The following is a 21,397-nucleotide window of genomic DNA, read 5'->3' on the forward strand; positions in this document are numbered from 1 at the left end:
ATAAGGGTGGGATAAAATCTACTATTTCTTGTCTGCGACTATTCAAGACCGCATTAAATAACGAAAAGATAAATAAATTTAACGATAAAGCAGTCCTTTTCTTTCTCATTCCACCTATCCCGTCAGAGAGTTTTAGACGCCATTTAAGGCATTATTCAAACAAATTTATTTTGCGAAACGGAAATAGTTTCTTTGGACAGGCATTCATCGCGGTCAATCGCAAATGTCCGTTCAATTGCTGGTATTGTAGTGCAGGCAACACGCAGGATAATGAATTGAGTTTAGAAGAACTGGATGGAGTTATTTCGCTGTTTAAAGACTGGGGTGCAAGCACAATTGTCTTTACCGGTGGTGAACCACTTTTTAGGGATGATATAGATATTTTGATCTCAAAATATCATGAAGATCTGTCATTTGTTATATTGACTTCTGGTTATGGATTGAGTGTAAAAAGGGCAAAAAGACTGAAAGATAACGGTTTGTTTTCAATTTCTATCAGCCTCGATCACTTTGACCCTAAAATCAATGACCGGTCAAGGGGTAGGGAAGGGGCATTTGACATTGCCCTAGATGCCATAAAGAATGCCAAGAGTGCTGGATTGTATACAGTCGTCCAGACCGTAGCAACAAGCGAATTGTTAAGGGATGGAGAGACAGAAAGATTCATAGACTTTGTAAAAAATTTAGATGTTGATGAATTATTCCTCCTTGAACCGCTCTGCACTGGAAGATTGTTTAGTAAAGAAAAAAATATCTATGTGAACAGCGAGGAGATAGAAAGATTAAAATCATTACATATTAAATCAGCAAGAGAGAAAGATGGTTTAAAGGTTATCACATCTCCATTTATTGAAGACACAGAAAAATTTGGTTGTGGTGCTGGCACCCAGCATATCTATGTTGATACTACTGGTGAACTCTGGCCCTGCAATTTTCTTCCAGTATCATTGGGGAATGTATTAAGAGAACCTGAGACGGTGAAGGAAAGACTGAAGAAATATTTCAGTAAACCGTGTGGTTTTTGTCTTCTAAAAAAATATCATAAAAAATTATTGAGATACTATAACAATAGCCTCCCAGTTAAATTTGAATATGCTGATAAAATATTAAAAGAAATGGCTGATTAATTTTAAGAGTTTGTAGGAAGAGCAGTTGTCGTTCTACCTTTGGTAGATAATAATGCGCCGTATTGTAATGATAAAAAATTTGGATATAATTCACGAGTTAATGAATGCTAAGGAGGTTGTTTGATAAATAGAACAAAGATTTTGTCAATAAGTTATTATGTGCCGGAACAGGTTATAAAGACAATTGATATTGAAAAGAAATTGCAATTTAAAGAACGATTTGGTCTCCCTTATGGCCTTTTGACAAAGATGACAGGCTGTAAAGAACACCATGAGGCAAGGGGTAAATTAGATGCATCAGATCTGGCGGTACGTGCGGCGCAGAAGGCAATAAATCAGGCAAAGATTAACCCAGAAGAGATTGACCTGGTTTTATTCTGTGCCTGTGACCATGATATTGATGAGCCTGCTACCGTTAATATCGTGGCGGAGAAATTAGGGTTGAAAAAAGTTTCCGCATTTGATATAAAGAATGCCTGCAATTCTTTTTTAAACGGTCTGGATATTGCGGATGCAATGATAAAGAGCGATAAAGCAAGAACAGTTCTCGTTACCACCGGCGAGGTCATAACAAACTGGGTCTGTTATAACATAAGGTCAAGGGATGAACTTAAATACAAGGCTGCTGGATTGACCCTTGGTGATGGTGGTGCCGCAGCGATAGTGATGCCGAGTGAAACAGAAAACGGTATTCTAATGAGCCATTTTGAAACTTATGGAGAACACTGGCGGATTGCGACGGTTATGGCCGGTGGAACGATGTATCCAAGATGCCCTGCAGATTCGGATTTGGATGTTACCTATTTTCTTTCAGATAGTGAGAAAATTCTTGAACTTGCCTTAGAAAAAATCCCACCGTTGATGGAAAAGGTGATGGCAAAAGTAGGGTGGAAACCCGGAGATGTTGATCTGGTAATTGGGCATCAAGTGACGATTAAGATAATGCGCGATATATTGAATCGGGTGAACATTCCATTTGAGAAGACTGTAGTAACGGTTGACCGCTATGGCAATACCGGTGCCGCAAGTATCCCGATTGCTATATGTACTGCACTGGAACAGAGGAGATTAAAACCCGGAATGACGGTCTTACTCGTTGGTGGTGCAAGTGGATTTTCTGCAGGTGTTATGGCACTTATCTGGTGATGTTATCTTGGACCCAAACGATGACTCCTTATCGTTGCCTGGCGCAAAAATAAATGGAAGGCAATTGCCCAAAGTGTTGTGATTAAGTTTTTGGTTGACCGAAGTGTTTTTATAAATCTTTTAAATATCGCACCCAAGTTATAAATTTTTTTCACAACATAATTCCGTGCATTTTCAAGTTCACTAACAGTCATTCCCAATGGGTGATAAGTTACCTCAGCAAATGTATAATGTTCCCAATCTTCTGGATATCTCGTGTAGATTATCCTTCCTTGATTGTATAATTCTTCATATAATCTTGTGCCGGGCAAAGGTGTAAGATAGGTTATCTGGATTGCATTGGCATTACTTTTTATTATATAATCTGTTCTTTCTTTAATTGTTTTCATTGTGTCGGTATCCATTCCAAACATAAACGCCCCGATGACACCGATGCCATATTCATTGATTCTGCGGAAGATGATTTCCATTTTTTGATTACCTGTTTTAAGATTCAATTTTTTGTTTATATTCATCAATGCTGGTGTATCTTGTGCTTCAATCCCAATGAAAAGGAGTTTACAACCACTCTTTGCCGCAAGATAAAGCAGATCTTCATCTTCACCAAAAGAGAATGTTGTCTGACACCACCAGTCTTTTTTTATATTTTTTTCAATCATTATCCGACACAAATCCTTGAGTCTCTCTTTTGATGAAGGTGTGAAGCCTATAATGTTATCGTCAACAAAGAAAATTTTTTTCTGGGGAATTGTCTTTAGCTCATTGAGAACATCTTCAACTGGTCTGAATCTTTGATTCCTGCCATAAAATGCACTCACCGAACAGAATTTGCAATCCATTGGGCAGCCCCGGCTTGTTTCAATTGAACCGAAGATATATTCGTTTGAAAAAATGTTGCGTCTGGGCAAAGGTAAATTGTTTAAATCTGCAGGTATTCCGCTATATACTTTCTTTAAATTGCCAAATTCAAAATCTTTAATTAATGAATGCCATACATTTTCTGCCTCTCCAAGCACCAGACTATCAGCAAACTGGAGTGCCTCATCAGGATACATTGTGATATGGAAACCACCCATCACCACCGGAATATTTTTCTTGCGAAAGATTTGGGCAATCTCATAGGCACGTGGTGCAGTAGCGGTAAACGTAGTTATACCTACGAGGTCTGCTTCCTGATAATGAAAAGATACAAAATTTTCATCGATCATGGTTATTTCCCAGTTATCAGGGGTCAGGGAGGCAATAATACCTAATCCGAGAGGTTGAAATCTTGTTGTGCGGTTTGCCGTAAGACCAACACGATTTTCGTAAAATCGCTGATTTATCGGATTAATCAGGAGTAACCGTCTTTTCACTAATAAATTATAGTAATATAAAAAACAAAGTCAAGGCAGAATTCTACTTCATTATAGATGTTATTGCGGACTTGCTTGACAAATCCGCTATTTCGGTTATAATAAAGTATATTTATAAGGCGGCGTAGCTCAGTTGGCAGAGCAGGAGAATCATAATCTCTGTGTCGGGGGTTCGACTCCCTCCGCCGCTATAAAAATTATGGTATCAATAAAAGAATATCTGAATGAAGCAACTAATTTTTACAGGCGCGTAGAAGTAATCACCGAATTTTTGAATAATTCCGGTATGCAGTTGAAAGAATTGATAAACCTGTTTGAAAAAATATTTGATGCTTTAAAACGCAGTAATAATTTGATAAATTTTTTGAAAAATTATTCACAGACCTTTGAGTCACAGATGGTAAAGTTGGGAGATGAATTAACAGGAATTAAAGAGAAGGTTGTTTCATATCAAATACAACTTTCCAATATTGAACAGATTATACAACAAACACGAACATTAACCGATTCTATAGAGGAGAATGCTCATATATTTATAAAATTTGCGCGGATGATTACTTATCTCGCAGAAAATATTGAGGTGAAAGCCTATCAGGCGAGACAAGAGGGTGTAGGGCTGGCAGTAATTGCCCGTGAGACATATAAAATCGCAAAATCTTCAGAATTATTGTTTCAACATTTTGACGAATTGCTTGAAGTTATCAGAAAAAATGTTGAGCCGTTCTCAGCTGAGATTGATATGACAATCAAGGATGCAAATGCTTCATCAAAGGATTTAATAGATTTTTTATCATCTCTTAAGACAGTAAGTGAATCAATAGAATTACTTAAGAAATTTATCCGTTCCATTGAAACCGGAAGTGAGATTTTTTCGGACCTCGAATTAAAAATAAACGAGAGGGTAAACAGTATTCAGAAACAGCTGACCGATGCTTTATATACAGTCGATGAAATATCAATAAGGGGTTCTGAAATTATTAGCCTTTCTCAAATTCTTTATGAAATGTATAATATTGTTAATGCTCAACATTACCGTAATAAAAACCCTTATGTGTTAAAGCAATTCAAATATCTGATTGGTGAGAATTTAAGGATTTTGAAAAAAATAAATATTGGAATCTGTCCTTCTTTGTTGCCCTCAGAACTTTTAGAAGAAATACACTATATTATTAATCAAATCACTAAATTATATGAACTTATTGTTAATAATGTGGGTGAAGTTGAAAACTTAAATTCTATAATGGACAAGATTGCAGGTATTAAAATGGATATTAATCAAATTTTCTCTAATCGCAATATGATTGCTGATAAAATTTCTGATTTTAAAAAAATACTTCAAGAACAATTACTGATCATTGAAAATTTAACTGTAATCGGTTCAAAAATTATAACAAAACTAAAAACTCTTGCTATATTTTCCCGATTGGAAAAAAGCCATAGCACCCAATATCACGAATTGATTACGCCTATTATCGAAGAATACAATAAATTGTTAACACAGATGACTTCTTCTTTTAATGCCCTGGAATCAGGTGTTACATCGTTGAAAACTTTATTAAACAAACTTGATACCATTTATTTACAGAAAGACTTTTCCCATATGGAACTTCCTGATTTCTCACGAATAAAAATATTTTATGATGATACACTCAGGGTATTTGAAAAGTGTTCTATAGACATTAAGAATTTAAAGGACTTGATAGATAAATTAGATAGGGATAATTTTTTGTTAAAACACCACTGGAATGTATATGAAGAAGCAGCGCTCGGTGTTTTAAACTTTCAGTCTTACCTAAAAAGTCTTTTATCAGAAAAAGAACCTGTGCCCAGCTTTATAAAATCACAAAATGTTTTTGCAATAAACTTATTCAATGATCCTGTAACACTGAAACCTGATTTAAAAACAGATGCGACATCGCAGCAGGTAATTGTGAACTACTCAACTGGATTATTCCAGTTTGGTTTTGGGACGAGTATAATCCCCGGACTTTGTGATGAGTATAATGTATCCGAAGATGGCAAAGATTATATTTTTCACTTGCGCGATGATTTAAAATTTGCGAATGGGAAGAAACTCAATATTGAGGATGTTAAAGCGGGGATATTAAGAGGTTTGAATGGTCCGAATCATAATCTTCTGGAAATGATCGCCGGTGCTAGGGAATATTTGCAATCTAAAGATGAAAATCTGCTCTGGGTTAAAATTGTTGATCAACATAGAGTAAAGATAAGACTTGAATATCCATATCTTGCATTTTTATCAAGTTTTGCAACGAATATTGCGGATCCGTATATAGATTTAGAATTACCTGTAGGGATGGGACCATTCAAGGTTTCTGCCTGGGATAGAGGTAAAGAATTGATTCTTGAGGCAAATGATTTCTATTTTGAAGAAAGGCCCTCGATAGATGTGCTGAAATTCATTATCACAGTTGATGATGATATGGGATATGAACTATTCAAAAGGGGAGAATTATCAATTTATCAACCGGGGCATAGATTATTAAAGAAAGTAAAACAAGAATTTCCGGAATTGTTGATAACCATGCCAGAATTATCAGTTCAGTTTTTGTGTTTCAATTGTCAGAAGCCACCATTTAATAATAAATTTGTTAGACAGGCAATATGTTATGGAATAAATGTAGAAAAATTTGTTAATGATTTGCTCTCCGATGTAGCAATTCCAGCAAAAGGTATATTTCCTCCATCGATGCCATCTTATAATAAAAAACTTGGTGGTTATAAATATGACCCTTCAAGAAGCAGAGAATTACTAAGTCAGGCTGGGTTTCCTGGTGGATTGCCGGATAAATATCCCCTGCTGGTTAGCGACACGATAAATTCAATAAGAAGGGCGGAATTTATCAAAGCAAATCTGAATGAGATTGGAATAGGGATTGAGATAAATCCCCTACCCTGGCATGATTTCTTAGAGAATTGCTATAAAGGCAATTTTTTACTCTGCCTCCAGGGTTGGATAAGTGATACCGGAGATCCGGATAATTTTCTTTACCCTCTGTTTCATTCAAATTCCTTTGGTTATACAGGAAACACATTCTTTTTTTCAAATCCTGAAGTTGATAAGATGATTGATAATGCAAGACAGATAAGAAATATAAAACAGCGTATAAAATACTATCAGGAAATTGAAGAGAAAATAATTGACGAGGCACCGGGTGTCTTTCTATTCCATTCTTTGAAAAGTCTTGTAGTCCGAAAGGGTGTACGCGGTTTTAAACCACATCCGTTGAGCATTATAAGGGCAAAATATATTCAGCCTATTATGCTTATGGGTAACAAAGAAATTTTATCGGAAAGATTAAGTCCCCGATTTGTAAAGGTATAGAGGGGGTGTTATGGCAAAAAAAGAAGATATTGATATTCTTGCTGACCTGGAAGAAAAACTCGGTCAGCTTGAGAAGGTTGAAAAAGAACTCGCAGCAAAAAATAAAGAATTGAAATCTGCTGAAGAAAAACTTGCGGAAACATATTCTACACAAATGGAATTAACTGGCGAAGTTGAAGAATTGAAAAAAACAATTCAGGAATTAAAAAGAGAAGAAAAATCATTGAAGGAAGCAGTAAAGACAGCAGAAAAAGATGGTCAAAAATTAGGTACACTTCAGCGTGAACTCAGCGAACTTATTTCAGAAAAAGAAAAAAATGAAACAAGACTCAAAGAATTAAAGATTGAATATGAAAAATTGAATAATGAGAAGAACAAGCTTGAAGATATAATTGAGAAATTAAAAACAAAACAAAGTGAATTGACCAAGAAATGTGATGAATTGGAGTCAAGATATAATGAACAGGAAAAGAATTATAAAAACCAGGAAAAAACATATAATGATATTAAACTAAAAACCGAAGAACTAAAGAATGAATATCAGAGCGTGGAACAGACATTGAGGGCGGCACTTTCAGATTTACGGGCCACAGAAAAAGACCTGAAGGTAATGAATGAGGAAAGGAACGCGCTTAATAAAGAACTTGGTGCTTTGAAGAAATCACTGGAGAAGGACGAGGCACGACATCAAAAGATATTAAGTGAAGTCCAGTCATTAACCGAAGAAAGAGATAGATTAAATAAAACAATTGAAGAATTTAAGAGGGAAGAGAAAGAGTTGAGCGAGCAGTTGAAAGAAATAAGAAATACATTTGAAGTTGAGAGTGCGGAGCTTGAAAAATTACAGAAGGAGGTATCGGAATTACGGGACACCAGAGATAAATTATACAAAGAAAATGAAGAACTCGCAAATTTGAAAAAAGAACATGATGCACTCATTCAGAAAATTGCCGAATTAAAAAAGGAAGAAGGAGAACTTGTATCCAACATTTCTAATTACCAATTAGAATACAGCACACTTGAGGCATCATTTAACGAACTGGATAAAAAATATAAAAAAGAAGAAAAAGAAGAAAGTGAATTGCAGAAAAATATTGAAAAGATGAAAAAGGAGCAGGAAGAGTTACAGAGGATTGTTGATAAACTACGGAAGGAACACAAAGAACTTGAACCGGTTGTTGCAGAACTTAAAGAGAAAGAAAAAGAATTACGCAAAATTGAACCTGAATACAAAAAGATAAAGGAGGAACATACACGCCTTAAAGAAGAGGCACAGGAATTGGGTAAGTCTATTGAGCTTGCCAAGAAGCGGATTGAGGAACTTGAACCTCAGGTTGCTAAATACGAAGAAATGGATAAAGAATACAAAAAGAAAAAAGAGGAACTCGAAAAAGTCGAAGCACAATTGCATAAGAGTGAAGACAAGATAAAACATATTGAAGAAGAATATGAGAGGATAACATCTGAATTACCAAAACTTCGTGATGAACACGAAGAATTGCAACTGGCGATTGAGGAGAATGAGAAGATTAAACAATTATTAGAGACGAGAAAGAAAGAATTATCAATGGTTGAAGATAAGATTGGAGACCAGCGAAAAGAACTTGCAACACTTAATGAAAAACTTGAGATTTTAAAGAAAGAAGAGGCAAAGGCGGTTGAGGAGTTGAATAAAGAAACAAAAGAATTGCTCAGAGAAAGGGATAAATATAAAGATGAGATTGAGAAACTTGCGGGACATAGAAAAGAAATTGAAGAAAAGATAAATGATTTAAAGATTCTTCTTTCGGAAACTGAAGGAAAGGTTGAAAAAGCAAAGGCAGTTGAGGCAAATATGCTTGCCAAGATTGATAAAAGACGTGAAGAACTGGTAAAAATCAATGATGAGATTGAGAAAAATAAAGCAAAGATTAAGAAAGAATGTGAAGAGGAACTGAAGAAATTAGAATTGGCAAGGGATGAAATTAAAGAACTTGAAACCAAGAAAAAAGAAGCAGCAATAATTATTGCCCGGGCTGAAGAGTTCAAAAAATCAATTGTTAAATTGAAGGAAGAAAAAGACGAACTTGAGAAAACGATTGCTGAGAAAAATAAAGAGTTGGAAAAAATAAAGATATTTATTGCCCGTCTTAAGGAGGCACAAGCCCCTAAGCCTAAAGAAGGGGATAAAAAGCAGGAAATATCCTTTTAAAAAACCCGGTCAAATAAAATAATGAGTATCATTTTTTTAATCATTGGCACGATATTTTATAGTTTGAGTTATGCGATTTTTCTTATTCCTCATAACATTGTCCCCGGGGGTATTTCAGGGCTGGCAATGGTGTTGCACATTCTTTTCAAAACGCCAGTTGGAATTATGGTAATTTTGCTCAACATTCCTTTATTCATACTTGCAATCAGAATTTTAGGCTTTTCTCTTGGTGCTAAATCCGTCATTACGATAATTGTTACTAATTTATTGATAGATTTTTTAACTTACACAATCAAGGTTCCTACACCAACGGGTAATGTCATTCTTGCTTCAATATATGGCGGAGTGATGTTGGGTATTGGTTTGGGTTTGATATTTCGAGGTGGGGCAAATACAGGTGGTACTGATATTATCGGGCAGATATTGAATCGTTTTACAAGTTTCTCGGTTGGAATATGGATATTGATTGTGGATACAATAATAATAACACTGGCGGGTTTCGTCACTAATTCAATAGAACTTGCTTTGCTGGGTTATCTTGCACTTTTTCTTTCTACCAGAGTCATTGATTTAATACTTGAAGGCATAGACTATGCACGTGCTGCATTTGTTATTAGTGAACATACAGAAAAAATCATAGAAGGAATTTATCAGAAGTTAGGCAGGGGTATTACAATACTTGATGGTTTCTCACCATATACAAAGGCGAAAAGGCCGGTTATTATGTGTGTAATTACGAAAAGAGAAACCGAAAATTTTAAAAAATTGGTAAAGAGTATTGATGAAAAAGCATTTGTTATATTGACTGATGTATTTGAAGTTCTCGGGCATGGTTTTAGACCTCGGGTATAGGAAGTCATTAATTATACTCTGGATATTAAGTTTAATATTATCCTGTTCAGCAAAAAGGAAATTTTTTGCACCGGTTTTGCTGGAGTATAGAATTATTTATCCTGATATGGCAAGAGAGATGGGACTGGAGGGCAAAGTAGTCCTTGGCGTGTTGATAAACGAAGTTGGTAGTGTTGAAAAGGTTCGCATTTTGAAATCTTCTACCAGTGTTCTGCTCGATTCGGCAGCGCTTGAGACTGCTTATACTTTCAAATTTTCACCCGCAATGATAGGGCACAGACCGGTAAAAACCTGGGTCAATCTGCCGGTGGAATTTAAGTTTGAAGAAGTTAAACCTGAAGAATGGCTCTTAGAAGTTAAAGCATTGCAGAAAAACATTTCTCAGGATTATAGAGAAAGTCTGATAATGGATTTATATAAACTATATAAAAAACTTATTTTTTCGCCCAAAAAGTCCATTGAAATAAAAGTAAACGATTTTATAAAACTTGCAGTATTAGATAGAACTGCAAAATTATGGGATGGATACTGGAAATTGTATCCTGCAACACCTATTTTGTTTTTTGATATTATATATCGCTACCCGGATTCCTATGCACGATTCGAGGCGGAAGAAGAATTTAAAAAATTCTTTGAACGAGAAGCAATCACAATACGCTCCACACTTCCACAGGTCGCTGCTGATACATTGATTATGCGTCTGAAAAACGCTATAGAAAAACTTTGAAGATAAATAGGATCTATTGTTGATATAAAATGCTATTTATTTATTCTTGATAAGCCCACTTTAACAGGAATGCCGTTAATTTCAAGTTCTCTATGGATTTCGCCAGCTTCTTCTCTCTCTATAACTTCCACCGCAAGTGTTTCACCTTTTAAATAATCTAAATTTTTATTTATTGCACTTTTTAATTTATCCGGACACTGGTAATAAATTTTTATTCTGTCGGTAAGATTGAAATCTGCTTCTTTACGCATTAACTGGATTTTATGAATAAATTCTCTCACTAATCCTTCGGCTTCCAGATCTTCAGTTATTGCAGTATTTATTGCTACAACAATGTTATCTTCCTCAATGATTACCCAATTCGGTACTTCCTGTTTCTTGATTTCCACATCTTCCTTTGTGATTTCAATTAGTCTACCATCAAAATTATTATTTAATAAACCTGTTTTTACAAATTCTTTTGCTTCTTTTTCTCCTAACCCTTTTATCCATTCGCCAACTTTTCTTGACAGTGCACCATATTTAGGTCCAAGCCGGTCAAACTTTGGATTTAAGCCGTAGATATATAACTCATCAGCATTTGACACGGACTGCGCTTTTTTAATATTTAATTCCTCAAGGATTGTATTTATTGCCGATTCATCAAGTTTTTGTTCTCCAACCGGCAAACAGATACGGATTTCTCCAAGTGGTTGGCGCACTTTAATATTTACTTTGTTTCTTGCTGACCTACCCATTGAAACAATCTTCCGAATCAGTGCGATTTCATTTTCTAATTCCTGGTTAATCATTGATTCGTCAACTACAGGGAAATCACAAAGGTGAATACTCAAAGGGGCATTAGGGTCAACACTTCTTACTAGATTTTGATACATATCTTCGGTCCAGAAAGGGATTATTGGAGAAATGATTTTGAGTAAGTTTAAAAGACAGTTATATAGAACAAGATACGCTGTTTCCTTGTCAAGGTCATTTTCTGATTTCCAAAAACGTCTGCGATTTCTGCGTAAATACCAATTTGAAAGTTCATCAAAGTAATATTCAACTTCTTTTACTACTGCAGCAACATCGTATTTATCATAATAAGAATCACAATTTTTAATAAGCGAATATGTCCGTGAGAGTATCCAACGGTCGAGTTTTGTTAAATTTTCTTTTGCTAATTTCTTACCTATTGGATTGAAATTATCAATATTGGCATAAGTAATAAAGAAAGAATAGACATTCCACAGGGTTAAAAGATTACGTTTAATTTCTTCAGCGGGTCCGTATCCAAAATTAAGATTTTGAACAGGATTGTGCTTGGCAAACATCCAGCGCATTACATCCGCGCCCATTTTTTCTGCGGCATCATCAAACCAGATTGCATTACCCTTGCTTTTATGCATTTCTTCACCATGTTCATCGCGCACAAGTGCATGTCCAAGCAGGACTTTAAATGGTGGCTTATTTTCAAGGACTGTGCTCATTGTTAAAATTGCGTAAAACCAGTTCCGGAATTGACCAGGGAAACACTCGGTGATAAAATCTGCAGGGAACCATTGTTCCCAATATGATTTATCATTTGGATAGCCATTATAGAGATTATGCATATCTTCAGGTGGCCTCATAGTTGAGTATGGAACTATGCCAGCATCAAGCCATGGATTACCTACATCCGGAATCCGGGACATCAATTTGCCACACTTTTCACATTTAATTCTTATTTTGTCAATCCACGGTCTATGGGGCGTATGCCCTTCAAATTCTTTCCAACCTTCAACTGCCTTTAGTTTTAACTCATCTTTTGAACCAATAACAGTAAAATGCCCACAGGAACACTCCCAGATGGGTAGGGCAAGTCCCCAATATCTTTTCTTTGAGATACACCAGTCAGCCATATTCCTGAGCCAGTCAAGTTCTCTATCAAGACCCCATTCTGGAATCCAACGTTCAACTTTTTTTGCAACTTCAGCAATTTCGTATCGTAAGGTATCCATTGAAATATACCATTCATCTACAAGCCTGAATATCAATTCACTGTCACAACGCCAGCATACTGGGTAACGATGTGTATAATCCTCTACGTTGTATAAAATACCTCTTTTTTGCAGATCTTCAATAATTGCCTCAGTTACTTCGTTTACATTTCTGCCACTGAGCCAATCAAAGCCTTCAATATAATATCCAAGTTCATCAAGAGGTGCAATTGTTTTAAGCCCAAATTCTTTGCCAAGGGCAAAATCCTCTTTACCACATCCTGGCGCAATATGAACAAGTCCTGTTCCTTCACTTTCGCTGATTTCTTCCCAGGGGATTACTTTGTGAATTACTTCTTTCTGGGCAGGAAGATGATCAAAAGGTCCGTCGTATACCAGATTTAATAAATCCTTCCCCGGCATCTCTGCCATTATTTCATAATTCCCCTTCAATACTCTGACAAGATTTTTTGCCAGATAATATATTGCACCATTATTTTTCACTTTGACATATATAAAATCTGGGTGGACTGCAACTCCAGTATTTGAAGTCAATGTCCAGGGCGTGGTGGTCCAGACCAGGAGATATTCATCTTTTCTGTCTTTTAACGGAAAGCGCACGAAGATTGCCTTGTGAGTTAACTCTTGATATCCTTCGGTTGCAATCTCCATATCGCTTATAGCGGTTCCGCACCTCGCACACCAGGGCATTACATCTGTTCCTTTATAAATCAAACCACGTTCATAGCATTTTTTTAGAAAATACCATATAGTATAGTTATTAACTTCGCTCATTGTATAATATGAATGGCTCTTCTTTAACCAATCTCTATCATCCAGACTTGTTTTCCATTCTCCCCAATCCATCCACATCCCAAGTCGGATTGACTGTTCGGTTTGGACCATAGAATACTTATGGACCCGTTCCTGGCATTTAAGGACAAATTTATCTATTCCATATTTTTCAATATCCCGTTTAGAAGTGAAACCAAGTTCTTTTTCAACTTCAACCTCTACCCATAATCCCTGGCAGTCAAAACCGTTCTGATATCTTTGTTCAAATCCCTTCATTGTTTTATACCTTTGGAAAATATCTTTATAAGTTCTACCCCAGGCATGATGCACGCCCATTGGATTATTTGCAGTAATAGGTCCGTCCTGAAAAGACCATTTTTTTCTGCCCTTGTTTTTATTCTTATATAAAGAAAAAATATTGGTCTTTTCCCAAAATTCTAATATCCGGTGTTCAAGTTCTGGAAAATTCAATTCCTTATTAACAGGCTTAAAATTCATAGTCTATATTATATTCAAAAATTGCGGTTTTGTAAAGTATTAAATGTTATTTATGCTATTCTTCTGGTTTACTAGACGAGAGTCGTTCAATCTCTCCAATCCTTGCGATTACTGCATTTCGGTTTGTTGCATTTGGTGATAATTTTAAGTAAATTTTGTATTCAGTGATTGCTTCTTTATATTTTCCAATTCGGCTATATAGATCTCCAAGGGAAGCATGTGGTGCAGGGAAATAAGGGTTGATTGAAATTGCTTTTTTATAATACTGCTCGGCTTTGTGCCATATACCTTGCCGGTAATAGAAATGTCCAAGGTTATGATATCCAAGGGGTGCGTCAGGATTTTGCATTATCATTGTTATAAAGAATTTCTCTTCGTTACTCCAAATTGGGATTCGTAATAATGTAAAAATTATATTAGATATAAAAATAAAAAGAAAAATCAACGACGCTAAAACATTCTTTAAATTAGAGAAGAAACATGATATTTTATCCGGTATAAGCCCAGCGATTAGTATAGCAATACCAATTGATGGGAAATAAAGAAATCTTTCAGCTACCGGCATACCTGATAAAGGAAAGATATTCAAAACTGGTATTAGTCCAATTATAAACCAGAGACTTCCTAAAAGAATTTGGTGATTTTTCTTAACTCGCAATAATAAAAAGATCAAGACCATCAGGATTATAAAGTTTATCATAAATTTATCTAAATGAACATTGTTGGATAGAAAGTGATAATGTCGGGCATTCAAATTGAAAGGGAATAAAAGAATTTGTAAATAAAAAACAATGATTTGTGGGATCATAATAATTCTCTGAAGAAATGTAAATCCAGATTGGGGGGGAGATAATATATTTTTGATAAGGAGAGTTTTTAATAAAAAATAGAAAATAAATATGACAATAATTATTGAACCGCCAAATCTAAAATGAGTAATACGGATAGTCTTTGGATATTTAAATAAAACCAGAAGTATAAATATAAAAGGAAATATGTATGCAATTTCCTTTGAGAGTAGTGCAAAAAATAAAGAGATTGAAAATACAGACATTTTCAGGAATAATGGTGTATTACTTGCAAAATAGATGTTGAGGGCAATCAACATAAACAGGGTAGCGAGAGAATCCATGCGGCCGCTTATGAATACAACATTTTCAATATGCACTGCAAATGTAGTGAATATTAAAGAGGCAAAGAACCCTTTTTGGAGATTGAAGAGCCAACTTATTAAATAAAAAATATTTATCACAACAAGTATATGGATAATAATATTTGATAAGTGAAATCCGAATGGTTTTTTGTCCCATATCAGGTTATCAATTGTATATGTAATGATTGTTATTGGTCTATAAAATCCATAGTCTTCACCAAACACCTTAATGCTTGTTTTAAATGCATCCATAATTTTTGATGGATTCTGAACACTTCGATTCTGTAAAATTAAAGAACGATCATCCCAGATAAAATCAAAATGCAAGCTCTGTATATAAAGGATTACATTTAATATAATTAAAATTACTACATATTGTAATTTCAAAGATATTGCTTTTTTCATTACTGAAATTATATTCAGTAATTTATTACAGTCAATCTATATGTTTCGTGGGAACTTGAATTTTGTTATCTTCTGTATTTTAGATTACTTATATCAATATCTTCTCTCTCTTTTCCTTCTAATAAATTTCTTCCTTTTGTCAGCCCTTGGGCGGGCTTCGTTTATGTTCATAGGCCTACCTTTAAGGATGGTATTGTTGAGTGATTGCATTGCATTCTTTGCTTCATTATTATCAGACATTTCTACAAAGCCAAATCCTCTTGACTCGCCTGTGAACTTATCCTTTATAACTATTGCAGATAATACCTTACCGTATGTTTCAAATACCTTGCGCAGGTCATCATTAGTAACATCCCGCGACAGGTTGCCCACATAGATATTCATAAAGCCTCCTTAATCTTTTTACAGAGTATAACAATAAATAACAGAAAGTCAATACATTTATTATCTTGAATATATAAAAGTAACTTTTATTGTTGATTTATTTTTCTAATGATTTTTGCAAGGTAATCGTATTCAATATTAACAAAGTCTCCGACCTTTCGGTTGCCGAGTGTGGTATTATTTAGGGTGTGGGTAATTAGGAATACTGAGAAGGTGTTACGGCAAATATCGCCAATGGTCAGACTTACACCATCAATTGCAATACAGCCTCTGGAAATCAGATATTTCGTATTCTCCGGAGAAATTTGAAAATAATATTCATTTTCTTTGATCTTTATTATGCGTGCGATCTCATCAATATGCCCAAGAACGATGTGCCCGCCGATGTGCCCATCAAAAGTAAGTGCCCGTTCCAGATTTACATATTCTCCTGCTTTCCAGTAGTGCAATGTTGTCCTGCCTTTTGTTTGTTCCATTACCTCTACAGAAAACCCATTTTTTATAGTCTTGGTAACGGTCAAACATATACCCTGGATAGCAATGCTGTCACCGGGTTCTACTTCCAAATTTGACTGAATATCAATCTTTTGCAATCTACCTTTGGTTATATTTAAAATTTTGCCCTTTTCCTCAACTATTCCTGTGAACATATAATTTATCCTCCCCGATTTTGAATTCTTCCATTTCTTTCAATTCAATGTTATTTTCCAAGAGAAAATTTATATTTTCTGTTCCAACCGTCTCTGGTGAAACAAATATATATAATTCATCATAGAATTTTTTATTCAAAATTTGTGAAAAAAGAATACCGCCACCTTCTACCATAACTGATGCTATATTATGTTCGGCAATGATCCCAAAGATATTTTTTATGGGGTAATAGTCCCCATTTAAGAATATGATTTCAACCCCGGCATCTTGAAGGCATTTGATTTTTTTTACATTTTCCTTTTCACTTGTGATAATTATGCGTCTGGCATCTTCCTTCAAAAAATTTGCTGTCATTGGTATTTTTAAATGTGGATCAATAACAATCCGTGTCGGATTATTTCTTCCGATAAAACGGTCATTCAAAAATGGGTTATCATTTATAATTGTATTTATTCCTACCAAAATTGCATCCACCTGACTTCTTAACGAATGGACATATCTTCTTGATGTTTCAGATGTAATATATTTTTGAGGAAATCCTGAAATTTTTCCGTCCTGTGAGACAGCAATTTTTAATATTATATAAGGCATTTTCGTTGTAATATATTTTGTATAAAATCTATTCAGTTCTTGTGCCTCTTTTTCTAATATCCCTACAATGGTATTGATGTTATTTTCTATTAGAGTCTTTACACCCGTTCCGTTCACCAGGGGATTCGGATCCTTCATTCCGATAACTACTCTTTTTATCTTTGACTTTATGATTTGTTCAACACAGGGTGGGGTTCTTCCTTTACAGGTACAGGGTTCAAGGTTCACATATAAAGTTGCGCCTTCAGCCTTTGAACCTGCTTCAAGGAGGGCAACTGTTTCAGCATGCGCTTCGCCAATCTTACGATGGAAACCCCTTCCTAAGATTTTATTATCTTTAACAACCACAGCCCCAACAAGAGGATTTATAGATGTTTTTCCCCAACCCCTTTTTGCCAGTGAAAGCGCTTCATACATAAATCGTATATCAAGGTCATTCTGAGTCATAATCTAAAGATTATAGATATCATATTAAGTAAGTCAAGAGAAAAGTAACCTGTGATTATTGTAATTATTCTTCAAACAATTCAGTGGATAAATAACGCTCACCTGTATCAGGTAAAATTACCACAATCATTTTATTTTTATTTTCACTCCTTTTTGCTATTTCAATTCCTGCCCACATTGCCGCACCTGAAGAAATTCCACAAAAGATTCCTTCTTCCTTCGCAAGTCTGCGTGTCATTTTTATTGCATCTTGTTCTTTTACTTTGATTATTTCATCTATCAAATCAATGCTTAAAATATCGGGTATAAATCCAGCACCTATACCTTGAATTTTGTGTTGCCCAGGTTGACCACCTGAAAGAACCGCTGATTTTTCAGGTTCCACACCGACTATTTTTACCTGTGATTTCTTGGCTTTCAGAAATTTACCAATTCCAGTGATTGTTCCGCCGGTTCCAATACCCGCAACAGCAAAATCAACCATTCCATCTGTATCATCCCAGATTTCTTGGGCGGTTGTTTTATAATGAATTGCAGGATTTGCTGGATTTTTAAACTGGTCAGGAATGAATGCGTTTGGTGTTTTTTTAGCAATTTCTTTCGCTTTTTCTACTGCGCCATTCATTCCTTTCTCGGCAGGGGTTAAGACTATCTCTGCACCGAGCATTTTGAGTAATTTTCTCCTTTCAATACTCATTGATTCAGGCATTGTTAGAATCAAGCGATAACCCTTTATTGCACAGACAAATGCAAGTCCAATACCCGTATTACCTGAAGTTGGTTCAATGATAACCGTATCCTTGTTTATTAATCCTTTCTCTTCAGCATCTCTTATCATTGCATAACCTATGCGGTCTTTTACGCTATGGAGTGGATTAAAATACTCGAGTTTTGCAATAACGGTTGCTACGCAATCTTTGGTAATCTTATTGATTTTAACCAAAGGTGTTTTGCCGATCAATTCGGTTATATCGTTTGCTATTTTCATTTTATCCCATCTTTAATCCAGTTCAAAGATTTTCTCCATTTTAACATATACTGCACCAAATCAATATCATAAACAATGATACATAATTTTGTCATTTTGTCAATTGCAGAAACGAGAGAATGAGAGATTAATTGCAACTAATACTTGACAAATGGAGAGATATACTTATAATTTTCACAGGTGGGTATGAATTATTTGGCAACGATTGACACTGCAACAATGGCTGGCATATATCCCAGATTTTATTTACTTGCTGTATATACTGGTTTTGCAATTGTTATTTATGAAGTATATCGTAGAAAATTGCCTTTGTTACCTATGCTCATTACGATGGTCTGGGGCTTGATATTTGCCATCATTGGCTCTAAACTACTTACCCTTGCTCCCGGAGAATTTTTTGCCCGCATTAAGGCAGGTTCAATATTGTCGGTCCATGAGAGGGTCTACATTGGATGGCTCATTGGGGGAATGATCGGTATAAAAATTTTTAGAAAAATCCTTGGCTTCAAATTTGACCTATTTGATATCTTTGCATTTGCATTGCCTGCTGGTTTTGCCCTGATGCGTATCGGTTGTCTGTTCGGTGGTTGTTGTTTTGGGAAACCGGCAGATCTTCCCTGGACGATTGTCTATGCACGGCATTCACCATGTTATAACTATCATCTTTATAATGATATGCTTAACCCAAATGCTCCAATATCACTGCCAGTCCATCCTGCCCAGATCTATGAAATCATTGCAATGATTATCATAATCTTCTTGCTTCTATATTTAAGACCCCATTTAAAAAAACAAGGCAGTCTTGGTTATTCATATCTTGTGCTCCATTCAATATTTAGATTTTTTATTGATTTTACAAAAGAAGGGGGGAGTTATATATTGGGATTGAAATCAATGCAATGGCTTTTGCTATTTGTAATACCAACCGGTATTCTCTTTATATTGTGGCGCGAAAGGAATTGCAGATTGAAGGATATTTGTATTTTTGAGGAGAAACCGTTTTTATTGAATTTTATATTATATCTCCCTGCCCCTATATTTCTATTATTCCCGAAAAACTGGCTCACACCTGCTGAATTTAAAGTTCTTTTGATTTTCAATCTTTTTGTCACAGGAGTTTTCATATATAGTGCCGTAAAATATTTATTTCACCGCTATAAAATTTTTATACGGATTCCGGTCGCCATTGCGAGTATCGCAATCCTTGAATCAAGCCTTGATACAACGATAGCAAAAGATTCATTGAAGGATATCTTTTATATTGACCTTGATGGTGGATATATGAAGGGTACCTATGCGGAAATCTGTGGAGGATTTATTCCATATCAAGCAGGTGGGGTAGGATCGGGTGTATATTTAAAAGATAGATTTCATACAATCTATGGAATAAATGTCAAAGGATATTTATATGATGAAAAATATTCCAACCTTCGGTTTGGCTGTGCTGGAAATTTTATATTTAATCACCGATATATTGGTTTTGACCTTGGGGCAGGAAAAGTTTTTAATTGTGATATCGCCTATCCAAGCATTGGCTTGAGATTGGGACCGCGCGATAAGGCATTCGTTGAAGGAGAATTTTTAAAGCACAAGCCCTCTGATTTGCCGATACCGCCGCTAAAATTAGGAATCGGCATCGGTTCCGGTAATTTAAAGAATGACACTCATTTCCGCTTTGGAATTTCTTTACTTGAAGGTTTCTATGCAAGTCCGGTTATATATCTTTTCAATAATCGGTTGAAGATTAATCCATATTTTGCAGGAGGGATGCAAGGCGATATTTATCAAATCAATTTGGACATCGGCTATCGGTATTATTTTAAAGATTAGGTTTGGCACAATCTTGCATTAGAAAATAATTTGTTTCTCAGTTCTTCTTAAGATTTCCTATCTTACTAAAATAAACCGTTTCCACATCTTATAATCTTCAGTTTGTAAACGACAGAAGTATATACCAGCAGGGATTTCTGTATTCAGATCGGTGCAATTCCAGATTAAGGAATATGTTCCTGCAGGACGGTCTCTGTTTTCTAATAACTTTATTAATCTTCCTTGAATATCATAAATACCCATAGATACTTTTCCCGGTTTATCTAACTGATATGTGATTTTTAGTATACCGGTTGTAGGATTGGGTTTAATGATCAATCTGTTTTCTTGGGATATTATATCATTTCCTGTTTCTTCATTTCCGACCTGTATTGACCACCGATAGATTCCCTTGGTTTGGGTTCCGGCATAGATATACATTGATTGACTTTTGCCGAGACAATTTATTTGCAGGTTCTGTAAGCCTTGATTTATCTGTGTCCAAGATGTGCCCCAATCGGTGCTTAGATATACACCGTTGGTATGGGTACCAACATAGACACCATCGTAAGCCGATGATCCCCGATTAACAACAATCGCATTCACACGGCCGCCAGTAAAGTTAGTGGTGAACCAGGTGTTTCCTCCGTTTGTGGATTTGTAACAACTTCTATTCGTCCCGACATATATTTCGTTTGGATAATAGGGGTCAATTGCCAGCGCATATACCACGGAGTCTGGTAATCCTGGCGTCGTAAGTTTGGTCCAGTTATTTCCGGCGTTGGTAGTTTTGTATATAGTCGCGACATTATTTTCTTTACCACCGACATATACCACATTAGAATTTCCTGGTTCCAGGACAAGGGCGTAAGCCATACCAGTGAGAGTGCCAAGGTTATATCTGGTCCACGATGTTCCGTTGTCGGTTGTTTTCGATGCTGCCATTACATATATGGAGCTGACATAACCATCAC

At 35.5% G+C, this 21,397-nt stretch carries 15 protein-coding genes and 1 tRNA gene; 8 read left to right on the forward strand and 8 right to left on the reverse strand.

The window, feature by feature from the left end; genetic code table 11:
• On the forward strand, positions 1-1,127 hold a 1,127-nt coding region (locus ABIL69_06450; GenBank protein MEO0123626.1), incomplete at its 5' end, for a radical SAM protein.
• 120 nt (positions 1,128-1,247) lie between these two features.
• On the forward strand, positions 1,248-2,273 hold the full coding sequence (locus tag ABIL69_06455) for a ketoacyl-ACP synthase III (protein ID MEO0123627.1): 1,026 nt from the start codon (positions 1,248-1,250) through the stop codon (positions 2,271-2,273).
• A 2-nt stretch (positions 2,274-2,275) separates the two neighbouring features.
• Here the strand turns inward: ABIL69_06455 and ABIL69_06460 are convergent, their stop codons facing one another.
• Positions 2,276-3,628, reverse strand: coding sequence for a radical SAM protein (locus ABIL69_06460; GenBank protein ID MEO0123628.1), 1,353 nt, complete (start codon positions 3,626-3,628; stop codon positions 2,276-2,278).
• A gap of 118 nt (positions 3,629-3,746) precedes the next feature.
• Here ABIL69_06460 and ABIL69_06465 point away from each other — a divergent pair.
• From ABIL69_06465 to ABIL69_06485, 5 genes are all read left to right on the forward strand, one after another.
• Positions 3,747-3,819 (forward strand) — tRNA-Met (locus ABIL69_06465).
• 8 nt (positions 3,820-3,827) lie between these two features.
• Positions 3,828-6,974 (forward strand): ABC transporter substrate-binding protein, encoded by a 3,147-nt coding sequence (locus ABIL69_06470; protein MEO0123629.1) that lies wholly within the window; start codon positions 3,828-3,830, stop codon positions 6,972-6,974.
• Between the two features lie 10 nt (positions 6,975-6,984).
• Positions 6,985-9,165 (forward strand): hypothetical protein, encoded by a 2,181-nt coding sequence (locus tag ABIL69_06475; protein ID MEO0123630.1) that lies wholly within the window; start codon positions 6,985-6,987, stop codon positions 9,163-9,165.
• A 21-nt stretch (positions 9,166-9,186) separates the two neighbouring features.
• The gene (locus tag ABIL69_06480; protein MEO0123631.1) at positions 9,187-10,017 is read left to right on the forward strand and encodes a YitT family protein; all 831 of its coding nucleotides are present in this window, start codon (positions 9,187-9,189) and stop codon (positions 10,015-10,017) included.
• Positions 9,995-10,744: an energy transducer TonB gene (locus ABIL69_06485; GenBank protein MEO0123632.1), complete on the forward strand. Its 750-nt coding sequence runs from the start codon at positions 9,995-9,997 to the stop codon at positions 10,742-10,744. The genes ABIL69_06480 and ABIL69_06485 overlap by 23 nt, the downstream gene beginning before the upstream one ends.
• Positions 10,745-10,776: 32 nt before the next feature.
• On the opposite strand, the gene ileS is transcribed toward ABIL69_06485, so the two are convergent.
• The 6 genes from ileS to cysK all read right to left on the reverse strand — a co-directional run bounded on the left by ileS (position 10,777) and on the right by cysK (position 18,614).
• Complete coding sequence (ileS, locus tag ABIL69_06490) at positions 10,777-13,995, reverse strand: isoleucine--tRNA ligase (protein ID MEO0123633.1); 3,219 nt, start codon at positions 13,993-13,995, stop codon at positions 10,777-10,779.
• A 55-nt stretch (positions 13,996-14,050) separates the two neighbouring features.
• Entirely contained in the window at positions 14,051-15,553 is a 1,503-nt protein-coding gene (locus ABIL69_06495) for a tetratricopeptide repeat protein (protein MEO0123634.1), read from the reverse strand.
• Positions 15,554-15,646: 93 nt separating this feature from the next.
• Positions 15,647-15,937, reverse strand: a complete 291-nt coding sequence (locus ABIL69_06500; protein ID MEO0123635.1) for an RNA-binding protein — start codon at positions 15,935-15,937, stop codon at positions 15,647-15,649.
• A gap of 86 nt (positions 15,938-16,023) precedes the next feature.
• Complete coding sequence (locus ABIL69_06505) at positions 16,024-16,587, reverse strand: riboflavin synthase (protein ID MEO0123636.1); 564 nt, start codon at positions 16,585-16,587, stop codon at positions 16,024-16,026.
• Positions 16,568-17,626 (reverse strand): bifunctional diaminohydroxyphosphoribosylaminopyrimidine deaminase/5-amino-6-(5-phosphoribosylamino)uracil reductase RibD, encoded by a 1,059-nt coding sequence (gene ribD / locus ABIL69_06510; protein ID MEO0123637.1) that lies wholly within the window; start codon positions 17,624-17,626, stop codon positions 16,568-16,570. The genes ABIL69_06505 and ribD overlap by 20 nt, the downstream gene beginning before the upstream one ends.
• Before the next feature lie 64 nt (positions 17,627-17,690).
• A complete protein-coding gene (gene cysK / locus ABIL69_06515) occupies positions 17,691-18,614 on the reverse strand; it encodes a cysteine synthase A (protein MEO0123638.1) in 924 nt (307 codons plus the stop codon).
• A 186-nt stretch (positions 18,615-18,800) separates the two neighbouring features.
• On the opposite strand from cysK, the gene ABIL69_06520 reads away from it, so the two are divergent.
• Positions 18,801-20,444, forward strand: a complete 1,644-nt coding sequence (locus tag ABIL69_06520; protein MEO0123639.1) for a prolipoprotein diacylglyceryl transferase family protein — start codon at positions 18,801-18,803, stop codon at positions 20,442-20,444.
• 57 nt (positions 20,445-20,501) lie between these two features.
• Here ABIL69_06520 and ABIL69_06525 read toward each other — a convergent pair whose 3' ends face one another.
• Entirely contained in the window at positions 20,502-21,368 is an 867-nt protein-coding gene (locus ABIL69_06525; protein MEO0123640.1) for a T9SS type A sorting domain-containing protein, read from the reverse strand.
• Positions 21,369-21,397: the final 29 nt, after the last annotated feature.

The sequence above is a fragment of the candidate division WOR-3 bacterium genome (assembly GCA_039802005.1).
In the GTDB taxonomy this organism is placed as follows: domain Bacteria; phylum Hydrothermota; class Tepidihabitantia; order SM23-42; family JAOAFX01; genus JAOAFX01.

Bases quoted from the DNA above. Each gene is read 5' to 3' on its own strand.
- ABIL69_06470 (MEO0123629.1), top strand. From the start codon at position 3,828: ATGGTATCAATAAAAGAATATCTGAATGAAGCAACTAATTTTTACAGG.
- ABIL69_06475 (MEO0123630.1), top strand. From the start codon at position 6,985: ATGGCAAAAAAAGAAGATATTGATATTCTTGCTGACCTGGAAGAAAAA.
- ABIL69_06480 (MEO0123631.1), top strand. From the start codon at position 9,187: ATGAGTATCATTTTTTTAATCATTGGCACGATATTTTATAGTTTGAGT.
- ABIL69_06485 (MEO0123632.1), top strand. From the start codon at position 9,995: ATGGTTTTAGACCTCGGGTATAGGAAGTCATTAATTATACTCTGGATA.
- ileS (MEO0123633.1), bottom strand. From the start codon at position 13,995: ATGAATTTTAAGCCTGTTAATAAGGAATTGAATTTTCCAGAACTTGAA.
- ABIL69_06495 (MEO0123634.1), bottom strand. From the start codon at position 15,553: ATGAAAAAAGCAATATCTTTGAAATTACAATATGTAGTAATTTTAATT.
- ABIL69_06500 (MEO0123635.1), bottom strand. From the start codon at position 15,937: ATGAATATCTATGTGGGCAACCTGTCGCGGGATGTTACTAATGATGAC.
- ABIL69_06505 (MEO0123636.1), bottom strand. From the start codon at position 16,587: ATGTTCACAGGAATAGTTGAGGAAAAGGGCAAAATTTTAAATATAACC.
- ribD (MEO0123637.1), bottom strand. From the start codon at position 17,626: ATGACTCAGAATGACCTTGATATACGATTTATGTATGAAGCGCTTTCA.
- cysK (MEO0123638.1), bottom strand. From the start codon at position 18,614: ATGAAAATAGCAAACGATATAACCGAATTGATCGGCAAAACACCTTTG.
- ABIL69_06520 (MEO0123639.1), top strand. From the start codon at position 18,801: ATGAATTATTTGGCAACGATTGACACTGCAACAATGGCTGGCATATAT.
- ABIL69_06525 (MEO0123640.1), bottom strand. From the start codon at position 21,368: ATGGCAGCATCGAAAACAACCGACAACGGAACATCGTGGACCAGATAT.